Source organism: Nitrospirota bacterium, from assembly GCA_040756155.1.
Lineage (GTDB): Bacteria > Nitrospirota > Thermodesulfovibrionia > JACRGW01 > JBFLZU01 > JBFLZU01.
Window position 1 is genome coordinate 52,020 of the sequence record JBFLZU010000048.1, and the last position, 13,758, is coordinate 65,777.

General features: G+C 43.4%; 14 protein-coding genes, 1 pseudogene and 1 riboswitch. Of the genes and pseudogenes, 9 read left to right on the forward strand and 6 right to left on the reverse strand.

Annotated features, from left to right (window positions below):
* Positions 1-128: bL21 family ribosomal protein (locus AB1488_04775; protein MEW6409409.1), on the reverse strand; the 128-nt coding region annotated here is incomplete at its 3' end.
* A 144-nt stretch (positions 129-272) separates the two neighbouring features.
* On the opposite strand from AB1488_04775, the gene dnaJ reads away from it, so the two are divergent.
* The 5 genes from dnaJ to AB1488_04800 all read left to right on the forward strand — a co-directional run bounded on the left by dnaJ (position 273) and on the right by AB1488_04800 (position 5,124).
* On the forward strand, positions 273-1,376 hold the full coding sequence (gene dnaJ / locus AB1488_04780) for a molecular chaperone DnaJ (protein ID MEW6409410.1): 1,104 nt from the start codon (positions 273-275) through the stop codon (positions 1,374-1,376).
* Positions 1,377-1,466: 90 nt separating this feature from the next.
* The gene (locus AB1488_04785) at positions 1,467-1,844 is read left to right on the forward strand and encodes a helix-turn-helix transcriptional regulator (GenBank protein ID MEW6409411.1); all 378 of its coding nucleotides are present in this window, start codon (positions 1,467-1,469) and stop codon (positions 1,842-1,844) included.
* Positions 1,845-1,949: 105 nt separating this feature from the next.
* On the forward strand, positions 1,950-4,592 hold the full coding sequence (clpB, locus tag AB1488_04790; GenBank protein ID MEW6409412.1) for an ATP-dependent chaperone ClpB: 2,643 nt from the start codon (positions 1,950-1,952) through the stop codon (positions 4,590-4,592).
* Positions 4,593-4,646: 54 nt separating this feature from the next.
* Positions 4,647-4,787, forward strand: a complete 141-nt coding sequence (locus AB1488_04795; protein MEW6409413.1) for a hypothetical protein — start codon at positions 4,647-4,649, stop codon at positions 4,785-4,787.
* A 28-nt stretch (positions 4,788-4,815) separates the two neighbouring features.
* The gene (locus tag AB1488_04800) at positions 4,816-5,124 is read left to right on the forward strand and encodes an Hsp20/alpha crystallin family protein (GenBank protein ID MEW6409414.1); all 309 of its coding nucleotides are present in this window, start codon (positions 4,816-4,818) and stop codon (positions 5,122-5,124) included.
* Positions 5,125-5,191: 67 nt separating this feature from the next.
* Here the strand turns inward: AB1488_04800 and AB1488_04805 are convergent, their stop codons facing one another.
* Entirely contained in the window at positions 5,192-6,529 is a 1,338-nt protein-coding gene (locus AB1488_04805; GenBank protein ID MEW6409415.1) for a transglycosylase SLT domain-containing protein, read from the reverse strand.
* Between the two features lie 116 nt (positions 6,530-6,645).
* A riboswitch (TPP riboswitch) is annotated at positions 6,646-6,758 on the forward strand.
* A gap of 120 nt (positions 6,759-6,878) precedes the next feature.
* Here AB1488_04805 and AB1488_04810 point away from each other — a divergent pair.
* The 4 genes from AB1488_04810 (at position 6,879) to thiD (ending at position 10,652) form a co-directional block, all read left to right on the forward strand.
* Positions 6,879-7,667, forward strand: a complete 789-nt coding sequence (locus AB1488_04810; protein ID MEW6409416.1) for a sulfide-dependent adenosine diphosphate thiazole synthase — start codon at positions 6,879-6,881, stop codon at positions 7,665-7,667.
* A 2-nt stretch (positions 7,668-7,669) separates the two neighbouring features.
* Complete coding sequence (locus AB1488_04815) at positions 7,670-8,497, forward strand: DUF6775 family putative metallopeptidase (GenBank protein MEW6409417.1); 828 nt, start codon at positions 7,670-7,672, stop codon at positions 8,495-8,497.
* Between the two features lie 98 nt (positions 8,498-8,595).
* Positions 8,596-9,885 (forward strand): phosphomethylpyrimidine synthase ThiC, encoded by a 1,290-nt coding sequence (gene thiC / locus AB1488_04820; GenBank protein ID MEW6409418.1) that lies wholly within the window; start codon positions 8,596-8,598, stop codon positions 9,883-9,885.
* Complete coding sequence (gene thiD / locus AB1488_04825; GenBank protein MEW6409419.1) at positions 9,882-10,652, forward strand: bifunctional hydroxymethylpyrimidine kinase/phosphomethylpyrimidine kinase; 771 nt, start codon at positions 9,882-9,884, stop codon at positions 10,650-10,652. Before thiC ends, thiD begins: the two co-directional genes overlap by 4 nt.
* On the opposite strand, the gene argB is transcribed toward thiD, so the two are convergent.
* The 4 genes and pseudogenes from argB to AB1488_04845 all read right to left on the reverse strand — a co-directional run bounded on the left by argB (position 10,642) and on the right by AB1488_04845 (position 13,737).
* A complete protein-coding gene (argB, locus tag AB1488_04830; protein ID MEW6409420.1) occupies positions 10,642-11,568 on the reverse strand; it encodes an acetylglutamate kinase in 927 nt (308 codons plus the stop codon). The two genes, thiD and argB, sit on opposite strands and share 11 nt — an antisense overlap.
* Entirely contained in the window at positions 11,565-13,001 is a 1,437-nt protein-coding gene (gene hslU, locus AB1488_04835; GenBank protein MEW6409421.1) for an ATP-dependent protease ATPase subunit HslU, read from the reverse strand. Before hslU ends, argB begins: the two co-directional genes overlap by 4 nt.
* Positions 12,998-13,528, reverse strand: coding sequence for an ATP-dependent protease subunit HslV (hslV, locus tag AB1488_04840; GenBank protein MEW6409422.1), 531 nt, complete (start codon positions 13,526-13,528; stop codon positions 12,998-13,000). Before hslV ends, hslU begins: the two co-directional genes overlap by 4 nt.
* A 62-nt stretch (positions 13,529-13,590) precedes the next feature.
* Positions 13,591-13,737, reverse strand: a pseudogene (locus AB1488_04845) (chemotaxis protein CheW).
* Positions 13,738-13,758 lie beyond the last annotated feature (21 nt).

Consider the following 13,758-nt stretch of genomic DNA (forward strand, 5'->3'; position numbering starts at 1 on the left):
TCTGACACCATAAGCACAGATGGTAGTTCTATCGTCTCTCCGACCTTTGCTGGAATCTTTTCTGTCTTCAGGGTATCTCCAGTCGCTACCTTATACTGTTTACCACCAGTCTCAATTATAGCAAACATTCATAACCTCCGATAAAAGATAATTTTTTGTAACATTTTGCCCTCGATTTTGTCAAGAAAATTTAGAGAGACCTTAAAATTTTACTTGACAAACCTCAAAAAATCTGATATTAATATGCTCAAATTTTATGATAGGGGTTATTGATGGCTACGGCGACTAAGAAAGATTATTATGAGGTGCTTGGTGTTTCCCGGGGTACCGATGACAAAGAGATAAAAAAGGCTTTTCGCAGGCTTGCAAGGAAATATCATCCTGATCTAAATCCTAGCGATAAGACTGCTGAGCAGAGGTTTAAAGAGGTCAATGAGGCATACGAGGTACTCAGTGACCCTAAGAAAAGGTCTGAATACGATAAATTCGGTCATGCAGCATTCGAGGCAGGATTTGGGACAGATGCGGGTACGGGATTTGAAGGATTCGGGTTTGATTTTACGGGCAGAGGCTTTGAAGATATTCTTGGAGACATCTTCGGTGATAGATTCAGGACAGCACGGGAACCTTTCAGAGGAGAAGATGTTGAGTACTCTGTAGAGATAAGTTTAGAGGAAGCTGTAAATGGAACCACGCGACGGGTTCCGGTAGAAAAGGTAGAAACATGCAGGTCATGTAATGGCTCTGGCAGCGAGAGAGGAACATCTGTACAGAGCTGTCCTGACTGTAAAGGAACAGGGGATATAAAGGTAAGCAGGGGATTTTTACGATTATCACAGACCTGTCCAAGATGCAGGGGAAGTGGAAAACTTAACCTCAATCTCTGTAAGACATGTGAAGGCTCTGGCAGGACTGTGAGATCAGATACAATATCGGTAAAGATACCACCAGGCGTAGAAGATGGTTCAAGGGTCAGGGTCGCAGGTATGGGAAGAGCCGGGGGGCATGGTGGTCCAGCCGGAGACCTGTATATAGAAACAAAGATAAGACCTCATCCAATCTTTGAACGGAGAGGTAATGACCTCCATGTAGAGATACCGATAACAATGAGTGAGGCTGTGCTTGGAGGAAAGATAGAGGTTCCTACAATAAGTGGTGTTGCCTCTATGACAATACCTCCAGGGACATCAAGCGGTCAGAAGTTCAGACTCAAGGGCAAAGGGGTTCCTTATATGAAGGGTGGTGGCATGGGGGATCAGTATGTCGTCATAAAGATTGTTTCACCTAAGAATATAGATGAACGGACAAGGGAGATTTTCAGAGAGTTTTCGAGGATTCACACCGAGAATCCGAGGGTGGGAATGAAATATTCATGAGCCGTTGACTCACAAAAACATGAAAATTAAGTCCTCTCCTCTTAGGGGAGAGGGTGGTGAGGGGGTCAGATAAAATAGGTTAGAAGACTTATGGTTAAAAGAGGTAAGGCATTATACATGATAAGGACTGTTGCAGAGATGCTCGACATTCATCCTCAGACCCTGCGGCTTTATGAAAGAGAAGGACTCGTAAAGCCATCGAGGAGCGTAGGGAACACCCGTCTTTATTCGGATGAGGATGTCGAACGCATAGAGTTCATCCTCCACCTTACGCGAGACCTCGGAATAAACCTTGCTGGTGTTGATATGATACTCAGAATGCGCGATATGATGGATAAGATGCAAAAAGAGATGGAAGAGAATATGAACTTTATGCTCTCTGAGATGGCAAAGAGATTTACAGCGAATAAGGATAAAGATGAAGAGAAAAAAGAGAAAAAGGTTATAAATGTTGTTATTGAAGACTGAAAATGCACAGCGAGCGTTAGCGAGCGAATATGAAAAAAGAGAAATTCCTTACATTTCGAAGGTTCCCTGTGGCTCGCTACAGGGAGCTTCAACGGAGGAAATGAGATGAGATTTGATAAATTCACAATAAAAAGCCAGGAGGCAATACAGGACGCTCAGCGTTTAGCAGAACAAAAAGGACACCAACAGGTAGATGTTGAACACCTTCTTTCTGCCCTTCTTGACCAGAAGGATGGGGTTATACAATCTTTGATTACAAGACTTGGTTCACGCCCTGAGTCTTTAGGAAGTAATATCGAAGAGGAACTTGAAAAACTACCAAAGGTGAGCGGTCCTGGTGCACTCGGACAGATATATATAACGCCGAGATTAAAGGATGTCTTTGAGAAGGCATTAACCGAGGCTGAAAGACTTAAAGATGAATATGTAAGCACAGAGCATCTCCTCATAGCAATTGCCGATGGAGATGGGGCAGCAGGAAGGATACTCAAGGATGCAGGGGTTACCAGAGAACGGATACTCTCCTCTTTAGTAAATATCAGAGGTACACAGAGGGTAACAGACCCAAATCCTGAAGACAAATACGAGGCACTCGCCCGATACAGCCGTGACCTTACTGGTTTAGCAAGAAAAGGAAAACTCGACCCTGTTATAGGAAGGGATGAGGAGATAAGGAGGGTGATCCAGGTTCTCTCAAGGAGGACAAAGAACAATCCTGTGCTGATAGGCGAGCCTGGTGTAGGAAAGACTGCCATCGCAGAGGGATTAGCCCAGAGGATTGTTGCTGGTGATGTCCCAGAGGGATTAAAAAACAAAAGGGTTATAGCCCTCGATATGGGTGCATTGGTTGCTGGGACAAAATACCGCGGTGAATTTGAAGAAAGGCTCAAGGCAGTTCTGAGAGAGATACAGGAGGCAGAAGGGCAGATTATCCTCTTTATAGATGAACTTCATACCTTGGTTGGTGCTGGAGCAGCAGAAGGCGCAATAGATGCATCGAACATGCTTAAACCGGCACTTGCGAGGGGAGAGTTAAGGTGTATTGGTGCAACTACGCTTAATGAGTTTAGAAAACATATAGAGAAGGACCCCGCTCTTGAGAGGAGGTTTCAGCCTGTCTTAATCGGGGAGCCGAATGTTGAAGACACCATATCTATTCTCAGAGGTTTAAAGGAGCGATACGAGATACATCACGGTGTAAGGATTAAGGATTCAGCCCTTGTTGCAGCATCTGTTCTCTCTAACAGATATATATCTGACAGGTTCTTGCCTGATAAGGCGATAGACCTTATAGATGAATCTGCATCAAGGTTAAGAATGGAGATAGACAGCATGCCTGCAGAACTCGATGAACTACATAGAAGATTAAGACAGCTCGAGATAGAAAGGCAGCATGTTTCAAAAGAGAATGATACAGCATCAAAGGAGAGGCTCGCAAAGATAGAAAAGGAGATCGCCGATTTAACCATAGAGAACGAACAGCTTTCATCACAGTGGCATCTTGAGAAGGACGCTATAGGCAAGATTCGTAAGTTAAAAGAAGAGATAGAACAAACCAGAATCGAGGCAGAGCAGGCAGAAAGGGAAGGAGACCTTGGGAAGGCAGCAGAATTAAAATACGGAAAGTTACTTGAACTTCAGAAGGACCTTGATTCTGAAAATAAAAACCTCAGTGATATTCAAACGCAGAAGAAGATGTTGAAAGAGGAAGTAGATGAGGAGGATGTAGCTGAGGTAGTATCGAAATGGACAGGGATTCCTGTATCTAAGATGCTTGAAGGTGAAATCCAGAAATTGGTACATATGGAAGAAAGGCTTAAACTACGGGTCGTAGGACAGGATGAGGCTATTGTTGCGGTATCCAATGCAGTAAGAAGGGCAAGGGCAGGCATACAGGATCCGAATCGTCCAATAGGCTCGTTCATATTCCTCGGACCAACAGGTGTCGGAAAGACAGAACTTGCGAGGGCACTTGCAGAGTTTCTCTTTGATGATGAAAACGCAATGGTAAGGATTGACATGTCTGAATACATGGAGAGACATGCGGTTGCAAGACTCATAGGTGCACCACCTGGCTATGTAGGATATGAAGAGGGGGGGCAGCTGACAGAGGCTATAAGACGGAGACCTTATTCGGTGATACTCTTCGATGAGGTAGAGAAAGCACACCCTGAGGTCTTCAATCTACTCTTACAATTACTCGATGACGGAAGGCTTACAGACGGACATGGAAGGACTGTGGATTTTAAGAACACTGTGGTCATAATGACATCGAACATCGGGAGCCAGTATATACAGGACCTGAGACGAAAGGACGAAGAAGAAATGAGACGTAGGGTGATGGATGCCCTGAGAAAGGACTTCAGACCAGAGTTCCTGAACCGTGTGGATGAGATAATCATCTTCCATGCACTGGATACCGAACAACTCAAGCAGATTGTAGAGATACAGATCGGGAGGCTTAAGAGATATCTTGCAGATAGAAGGATAGATATAATTCTTACTGATGCGGCAAAGGAACATATCGCAAGGGCTGGCTATGACCCTGTATATGGTGCAAGACCACTAAAACGTGCAATACAGAGGGAAATACTTAATCCCCTCGCTACGAAGATACTCGAAGGTGAATTCGTAGAAGGGGACACAGTTGAAGTTGATATGCATAGAGAAGGACTGATATTTACCCCGCACCACGGGTTTACAAAATTATCAGTCGCATCAGAAATTCCTCAGGAAGCGGTGAAATGAAGGATACCCCAAAATTGGAAAATTTTGGGAATTTTGAAAGGAGGTTGACTGACAATGACACTTATCAAATGGTCACCGCATAGAGATATCGATGCCCTTAGGAGGGACATCGAGAAGACATTTGAAGACTTCTTTGGAGAGGATTTTGCAATCGGGCCCCTGGCGTCCATTCTGGCGCAGGAGAAGAGGACTTGAACCCTCTGTAATCCTCCCCAATATTGACATGTATGACAAAAAGGATGAGATAGTGGTAAAGGTGGAACTCCCTGGCATAGAGAAAGACCAGGTAGATATTACCCTATCTGAGGATACCCTCACAATAAAAGGTGAGGCAAAAAAGGAGGAAGAAGTAAAGGATGAAGACTACTATAGATGTGAGCGTTGCTATGGTAGTTTCTCAAGGACGATAAACCTCCCTGCAAGGGTTCAGGGAGATAAGTCAAAGGCAACCTTTAAGAATGGAATCCTTGAGATTTGTCTTCCGAAGGCAGAGGAGGCGAAGCCCAAGGAGATAAAGGTTGAGGTTAAATGAAAAGGTGTGTGATACTGCTTCCTGAGGGTTGAGGGGCAGGCACCAAAGGTGCCTGCCCCTCTTGTTTTTATGCACTCTTTTTACTTTTCACTTCGACATACAGAGTCAGCATTCTGCCCTTAGGTAGTGGAGTGTTTTTGTTTCTGATAGCATTAGTAACCATTATGACCTTTGGTTTAATTCCATAGTATCTACTAATGCCTTCAGCTGTATCACCTTTCTTGACACGGTATTTTATCATCGCCAATCTCTTTTCAGGATATATCTTTAATCTCTGTCCCGCAACAATCTTCGCCTTTTTTAATCCATTCCATTTCATTATATTCCTGATCTCCACATCAAATATATCGGCAATCAAAGAGAGATTATTACCCTTCACAACCTTATAAATAATCGGTTTACTTCTAATTTTTGCATGATATTGTTCAATTTCCTTTGCTTCTACCTCAAGAGTCTCATCCTTTTTTGTACCGACTCCTATCTTTTTTTCTTCGATGGATTTTTTGGCTAATAATGGAGAGTGGGTCAATTCACCTTCATCCTCTATCTGGGGTTCTTTCGCAGGGAAGAAGCCAAACACCTCAGGATTGTTTCCTATTATAGCGGCAGCTATTATACGAGGTGGAAATTCCCTTGTCTCAGGCTTGAGACAATCCCTTATATGCCATAAATCCCTGTCATCGAATGGGTTTTCAAGTTGTCTCAGACAGGATTGTATCTTTCCTTCTCCACTGTTGTATGCTGCCATTGCAAGAAGGAATGACTTTGAACCGAATATCGCTATAAGATCAAGAAAATATGACCTTGCAGCATAGGTTGCCTTTATCGGATCCTTCCGTTCATCTATCCTCGAATCCACACGCAGATTATACTGCCTTGCTGTCTTTGGCATGAGCTGCCAGAGCCCTACTGCACCAACAGGGCTGCGTGCATTTATCCTGAAACCTGATTCAACAAAGGCAATGTATGCCATATCCTCAGGTATTCTCCTCTCCCCGAGTATCTCTTTCACAGCATCCATATATTTCTTTGAACGCTGAAGTGAATTGAGAAAAAACTTTCTTGTGGTCGGCTCTGTCTTATATATCTGGACAAACCGTTTTATCTCATCGAAAAAAACAGGAGGAACTTCATCTACATTCTCTCTAAATTCTGCCATAATCCTTTTTAACTCTCTCTTTATTACCTCATCTTCTTCAATCGTAAACCTCTTGGGTAACTCCGCAGATTCGATTGATTGAGGGCTATCTATGGATTGGGTCTGTTCGGGAGATGAAACTTTAGTTCCTTCTGACGATATACTCTTAGGAGGATAATTCTCCCAAGCATAAGATAAAGGAGGATTCGAGGAGAGAATAATAGTGATAGCAATCAATATCCCGATAAAGAATTTACCTGTGGACATTTCCTCCTTCATTTCGTTCAGATAATACAACAGAATCTTTACGGTGTAAAGAGGTAATCGAAAACATAGTTCAATTAGAAAATCGTTGACATAACTAAAAATATTGATGTATATTATAAATACCCTGGGGGAGGCATGTAACCTGAGAATCCCACCCTCATCGAGGGCGGGATAACCCCGTGAACCTGATCTGGGTAATGCCAGCGGAGGGAAGGGAATACTATAAAGGTTTTGAGACCGTATCTCCGAAGGGGGATACGGTTTTTTATTGTTTTAGGATTTAAGGAATTCCATAATTTTGCAATTTGCAATTTGAATTTTGATTTTATAACACAGGAGGATAATTTGTATGACAGAGAAAAAGATATTCAGCGATGTAAGTGAGAAAGATGTAACAAGGGCAATAGTTGAGGGATTTTCAAAGGCCTTCAGTGATTATGTTGAGAGCGATGTGATTATCATCGGGGGAGGTCCAAGTGGTCTTATGGCGGGCAGGGAACTTTCAGCCAAGGGGATAAAGACCCTTATAATCGAGAGGAACAACTACCTTGGAGGGGGGTTCTGGATAGGTGGTTACCTCATGAATAAGGTAACTGTAAGGGCACCAGGGCAGGAGGTACTCGACGAACTGAAGATACCATATGAAGAAGTGAGAGCAGGACTTTATATGGCAGATGGTCCCCATGCCTGCTCAAAACTCATCGCTGCCGCCTGCGATGCGGGTGTGAAGATTATCAATATGACAACGTTCGATGACATTGTTATCAGGGAAGGTAACAGGGTTGCTGGAGTGGTCATTAACTGGACACCTGTTTCTGCACTTCCGAGAGAGATAACCTGCGTTGACCCTGTGGCATTAGAGTCAAAGATGGTTGTGGATGCAACTGGGCATGATGCATGTGTTGTTTCGAAACTTGAAGAGCGTGGACTTATAAAGACAAAGGGTTTTGGTGCCATGTGGGTAGAGCGATCAGAAGACCTTGTAGTCGAATATACTGGAGAAGCACACCCGGGGCTTGTAGTAATGGGTATGGCGGTATCAACACTTTACGGGCTACCGAGAATGGGACCTACCTTTGGTGCGATGCTCCTTTCAGGTAAAAGAGGAGCAGAGGTGATAATAGAAAAACTAAAATGAGGATGCCGTTGTTTATTCATATCTATGGTAAGGAAACGATTGAAAATCCTGATCTCAGTCTGCTTTCTGAATTTCTTTTAAGGTTGATGCCCAATGTTAGTGTCGACCTAAGAGAAGACTTTTTTGTATATATGCTGAAGGGGAAGGATAAGAAGGAATTAGATACCCTTGCAAAGAGACTTGCAGAGATAAGGGTCTTGAGTCCTTTAAACAGAGAACTGAATGCTGAGCCCCTTTATGGTGAGATAGAGTATGAGAAAAGAAAGCTGCTCAATCCTGCAACAACGAGTATAGGGGTATTTTATGATGGCTTTGAGTTTCGTGATACGATGGTAGCATTTATAAAAATAAATGAAAGAAACCTCAGACACCTTCACATTGTCTTTACAAATCAACTCATTGCTACATGGGAAGAAGAAGACAGAAGATACCACGCACGGGCATCAGTATTCGGCTTTCCTTCTATCATCTCTACATCAGGTATTGTTGAGGCACCTGCAAAGAATAGGGAATATTACCTGACAAATCAGATACTCGGGAGAGACGGTTTAATGCTCCATGACATCAAGAAAGCAATAGAGGATAGATACATAGATTATAATGATAGCAGGATGACCGAGATTGCAAAGGGTTATGTAGCACAGGCTCTATCCTCGCATCTTACAGGGTATCCATTCTGCGATGATAGGGGGTGCAGACTCTTCAATGCCCACTGGCAGGAAGAGCTTATCTATTCGCAGATAGAAAGCCCCTATGAGTTTTGTAATTATCATGAAAGGATGATAAACAGTATGCAGAATCCAGAAAATAGCCGAGGTATTCCTGGCTAAAGAAATTCAAAATTAAAAATTTAAAAATCAAAATCGTGGAATTCCTTAATTTTGAATTTTGATTTTTGCATTTTGCATTTTTAGACATTTTAAAAGGTATGACTACACAGATTCAAAAGGCAAAAGAAGGGGTTATAACCCCCGAAATGGAGTCTGTCGCTTCTGCTGAAGGACTATCTCCTGAATATATAAGAGAAGGTGTTGCAAGAGGTGAGATTGTAGTCGTAAAGAATGCACGCAGGTCAGGAATAGCCCCACTCGGTATTGGCAGAGGGCTAAGGACAAAGATTAACGCAAACATCGGCACCTCCAGAGACTATTGCAATATTGATGAAGAGAGGGAGAAACTCAGGATACTTGCCTCTCTCGGCTCAGATGCGGTGATGGACCTTTCAACAGGAGGTCCTATGAAAGAAATACGAAGAATAATCATAGAGAACTCCCCAATTGTTGTTGGAACGGTGCCCATCTATCAGGCAGCGGTCGAGGCAGCAGAAACGAAAGGTTCTGTTGTCAGGATGGATGTCAATGACATCTTCAGGGTTATAGAAGAACACGCCTCAGATGGTATTGACTTCATTACCGTTCACTGCGGGCTGACCAAAGCAGGTATCCAGAGGTTAAAAAACGAGGGTAGACTGCTTGATATAGTGAGCAGAGGAGGGGCATTTCTTCTTGAATGGATGTTATATAACAAGAAGGAAAATCCACTCTATGAAGAGTTTGACAGGCTCCTTGATATAGCGTTGAGATACGACCTTACTCTTAGTCTCGGCGATGGACTCAGACCAGGTTGCCTTGCAGATGCCACAGATAGGGCACAGATACAGGAGTTATTAACCATCGGTGAACTTACAGAGAGGGCATGGAATGCAGGGGTGCAGGTGATTATTGAAGGTCCAGGGCATGTCCCGATAAATCAGATTGAGACGAATGTAAGACTTGAAAAGGAGATATGTAAAGGTGCACCATTCTATGTTCTTGGTCCTCTTGTTACGGATATAGCACCAGGGTATGACCATATAACAGCGGCGATAGGTGGTGCTATTGCAGGTGCAGCAGGGGCGGACTTCCTCTGTTATGTTACACCATCAGAACATCTGAGACTGCCTACAATCGATGATGTAAGAGAAGGCGTGATAGCCTCTAAGATTGCAGCACACGCAGCAGATATTGCAAAAGGGATAAAGGGTGCTGTTGACAGGGATGTACAGATGTCAATGGCGAGAAAGTCCCTAAATTGGGAAAGACAGATAGCCCTCTCACTTGACCCTGAGAAGGCAAGACGGTTAAGAGAAGAGAGCACGCCGAGTATTTCAGAAGTCTGCACTATGTGCGGTGAGTTCTGTGCCATAAAGACAGTAAGGGAATATTTAAAAAGTAAATGAGGATATTTAAGGCATTAAGCATTGCAGGTCTTGACCCATCAGGTGGCGCAGGGGTCATTGCAGATATCCGTACATTCACAACACTCAGGGTATACGGGATGGGTGTTATAACTGCAATAACACTCCAAAATACCAAAAGTGTAGATAATATATCTTCAGTCCAGGCAGATGTTGTCTCCAGCCAGATTAAAATCCTCTTTTCTGATACTGTGCCTGATGCTATAAAGACTGGGATGTTATATGAGGCTGAGGTTATCGAGGCAGTTTCTGAAATCCTCATTGAATTCGGGGGTAAAAATATCGTGGTTGATCCTGTAATGGTATCCTCAACAGGGGTGAAGCTGCTAAAAGAGGATGCTGTAGATGTCCTTAAGGGAAGACTTCTTCCGCTTGCACTTGTAGTTACCCCAAATCTCCATGAGGCATCAATTCTCTCAGGTATTGCGGTCGAAGGCATCGGGGATATGAAGAAGGCAGCCGAGATGATAAAGGACATGGGTCCAACTTTTGTGATAGTAAAGGGTGGACACCTCCAGGGAAAGCCTGTTGATTTGATATACGACGGTATGAGTTTCGGTATGTTTGGTGGAGAAAGGGTAGAGGATAAAAAACCCCATGGCGCAGGTTGTGTCTTTTCTGCTGCGATAACCGCATATTTAGCCCGAGGACTCACCTTGAGAGATGCCGCTGGCAGGGCAAAGGAGTTTATAATAGAAAGGATAAAGGGCTCTGGTCAGATAGGCAGTGGGATGGATGTTATTGTGTAATCTCAGTCCCGATTCCCTCTGTTGTAAATATCTCAAGGAGGAGGGCGTGGGGAATCCTTCCGTCTATGATATGGGTTTTTGAAACGCCTCCATCAATGGCAGTGAGGCACGCCTGAACCTTCGGGAGCATTCCACCAGAGATTATACCTTCTGCACTAAAATTCTCTACGGACTTCCTTTCGAGTGTAGAGATAAGCCTCTGATCTTTATCCATTATGCCACTTACATCGGTAAGTAGCACAAGTTTTTCTGCCCTGAGTGCTGCTGCAACTGAACCTGCCACAAGGTCTGCATTTATGTTATAAGTGACCCCATCTCCACCCACACCAACTGGTGCAATGACAGGTATAAAGCGTTTCTCCTCAAGAGCACTTAGTATATCGGTATTTATTTCTACTACCTCTCCAATTAAGCCTATATCTATTATCTCTGGTTCTCCTGTTTCCTCAAATGGGGGGACCCCCAAAAATCTTTCGATTTTTTTGGGGCTCATGGGCTGGGTTATAATTTTCTTCTGCGCCTTTATTAATCCACCATCCTTACCTGTAAGTCCTACTGCCTTACCCCCATGATGATTTATAAGCGATACAATTTCCTTATTTACCTTTCCTCCAAGAACCATCTCTACGATGTCCATTGTCTCTTTATCTGTAATCCTCTGACCATAAATAAACTCAGGCTGTTTGCCCATTCTTAGCATGATTTCACTTATCTGGGGGCCACCTCCATGGACTATTATGGGGTGTATGCCGATATAATTTAACAGTATAACATCGAGGGCGAATGACTCCTTGAGAGATTTATCCACCATCGCACTTCCGCCATACTTTATAACAAATGTCTTACCGTAGAATTTCTGGATGTATGGCAGTGCCTCAACCAGTATTTTTGCCTTTTCTAATTCTCCACCCTTCACAGTATATACCTTGTTAAATCCGTATCCTTTGCAATATCACTCAACTTTTCCTTTACATAGGCAGCATCCATCACGATCTCTTTTATCTCTCCCTCAGGTGCAGAGAAGGAGATATCCTCAAGGAGTTTTTCCATTACGGTATGGAGTCTCCTCGCTCCTATATTCTCTGTCCGTTCATTCACCGATGCAGCTATGGATGCTATCTCCTCTATGGCATCTTCTGTAAATTCTACCTTCACACCCTCTGTTTCGAGGAGTGCAATGTATTGTTTTATCAATGCATTCTGTGGTTCCTTAAGTATCTTTATGAAGTCCTCTCTGCTTAAGGAATCAAGTTCTACCCTTATGGGGAATCGACCCTGCAATTCCGGTATAAGATCAGAGGGCTTTGAGACATGGAATGCACCTGCAGCTATGAAGAGCATGTGGTCAGTTCTTACGGTGCCATACTTCGTTGTAACAGTGGAGCCCTCAATTATCGGGAGGAGGTCTCTCTGTACCCCTTCTCTTGAGACATCAGGACCATAGGTCTCTCTGCCTGCAATCTTATCTATCTCATCGAGGAATATAATCCCTGAATTTTCAGTCCTTTCAATCGCCTCCGTTGTTACAGTGTCAATATCTATGAGTTTGTTTGCCTCTTCCTGTGCAAGGAGTCTCAGCGCTTGAGGGATATTAACCTTTTTCTTTTTTACCTTTTCAGGGAACATCCCACCGAGCATCTCCTTAAGGTTAATCTCAAGTTCTTCAAGTCCTACATTTGATATTACGCCAAATGGCATCACCTTCTCCCTTATCTCTATATCTACGTATCTCTCGTTAAATTTCCCTTCTCTTAGTTGCAATCTTAACTTTTCCCTTGTATTTTTATACTGTTCTTGCTCATCTATGGAGATGTTATTGTCTTCTAATCGTGTTCCGATAGCACTCTGTTTCCTTTTCAATGGTGGAAGTAACATATCCAGCAGTCTTTCTTCAGCAAGCATCTGTGCCCTCTCTTGTATCCTTTCCATATGCTCCTGCTTTACCATGTTTACAGCCAAATCAGTAAGATCCCTTATCATGGATTCTACATCTCTGCCTACATATCCTACCTCTGTGAACTTAGATGCCTCTACCTTGAGAAACGGTGCCTGTGCAAGTCGTGAGAGCCTCCTCGCTATCTCTGTTTTGCCTACACCTGTTGGCCCTATCATTATTATGTTCTTTGGTATTACTTCGTCTTTCAACTCGGATGAAAGCCTCTGCCTTCTCCACCTTGTCCTGAGTGCAAGGGCAACCGAACGCTTAGCCTTATCCTGTCCGATGATATACTTATCGAGCTCGCAAACTATCTCTTTTGGTGTAAAGGGAAATCCCAAAAAATCTTTCGATTTTTGGGAAGTCTCGGTGGCGTCCCTCTGTTTCTGCACATCCTTTTCTGTCCTTTTCATTTTAATTCCTCGACCATAATCTGCTCATTTGTGTATATGCATATCTTTGAGGTTATTCTCATCGCTTCCTCGACAATCCCTCTGACATCAAGATCTGAGTGGGCGAGCATCGCCATAGATGCCGCCTGTGCATAAGGACCTCCTGAACCTATTGCCGCTATCCCATTTTCTGGTTCAATGACTTCTCCTGCGCCAGAGATAATAAATGTGTGCTCCGTGTCTGAAACCACAAGCAATGCCTCGAGCCTTCTCAGTATCCTGTCTGTTCTCCAATCCTTAGCAAGTTCAACAGCAGCACGGGTTATATTACCATGATATGCTTCGAGTTTTGATTCAAATTTCTCAAAGAGTGTAAGGGCATCGGCTGTTGCACCTGCGAATCCCACAAGAACCCTATCATTATACACCCTGCGTATCTTTTTTGCGTTATGCTTTACAACAGTATTGCCAAGGGTAACCTGGCCGTCACCTGCAATAGCCGCCCTCCCATCTTTTCTTATACAGAGTATTGTTGTCCCTTTAAACATGTTTAATTCCTTTCTTCGTATTTTTTCTATTATAATGCGATATAACTACAGAGGTCAAGGCAGAACTCCATCGCCCCATTGTGGATGATAATAACCTTGTTGAGTTCGGTCAACCCCTTTTCAGGAAGGTCAAAGAATTTCTTGATGTCTATGACCGAGAAGATTTGCCCCCGCACATTGATAATGCCGAGGACAAAGGGTGGTGTGCACTGTCAAAACAAAAATAGAAC

Excerpts from the sequence above, each read along its gene's own strand:
- dnaJ (MEW6409410.1), top strand. The coding sequence starts at position 273 with ATGGCTACGGCGACTAAGAAAGATTATTATGAGGTGCTTGGTGTTTCC.
- AB1488_04785 (MEW6409411.1), top strand. The coding sequence starts at position 1,467 with ATGGTTAAAAGAGGTAAGGCATTATACATGATAAGGACTGTTGCAGAG.
- clpB (MEW6409412.1), top strand. The coding sequence starts at position 1,950 with ATGAGATTTGATAAATTCACAATAAAAAGCCAGGAGGCAATACAGGAC.
- AB1488_04795 (MEW6409413.1), top strand. The coding sequence starts at position 4,647 with ATGACACTTATCAAATGGTCACCGCATAGAGATATCGATGCCCTTAGG.
- AB1488_04800 (MEW6409414.1), top strand. The coding sequence starts at position 4,816 with ATGTATGACAAAAAGGATGAGATAGTGGTAAAGGTGGAACTCCCTGGC.
- AB1488_04805 (MEW6409415.1), bottom strand. The coding sequence starts at position 6,529 with ATGTCCACAGGTAAATTCTTTATCGGGATATTGATTGCTATCACTATT.
- AB1488_04810 (MEW6409416.1), top strand. The coding sequence starts at position 6,879 with ATGACAGAGAAAAAGATATTCAGCGATGTAAGTGAGAAAGATGTAACA.
- AB1488_04815 (MEW6409417.1), top strand. The coding sequence starts at position 7,670 with ATGCCGTTGTTTATTCATATCTATGGTAAGGAAACGATTGAAAATCCT.
- thiC (MEW6409418.1), top strand. The coding sequence starts at position 8,596 with ATGACTACACAGATTCAAAAGGCAAAAGAAGGGGTTATAACCCCCGAA.
- thiD (MEW6409419.1), top strand. The coding sequence starts at position 9,882 with ATGAGGATATTTAAGGCATTAAGCATTGCAGGTCTTGACCCATCAGGT.
- hslU (MEW6409421.1), bottom strand. The coding sequence starts at position 13,001 with ATGAAAAGGACAGAAAAGGATGTGCAGAAACAGAGGGACGCCACCGAG.
- hslV (MEW6409422.1), bottom strand. The coding sequence starts at position 13,528 with ATGTTTAAAGGGACAACAATACTCTGTATAAGAAAAGATGGGAGGGCG.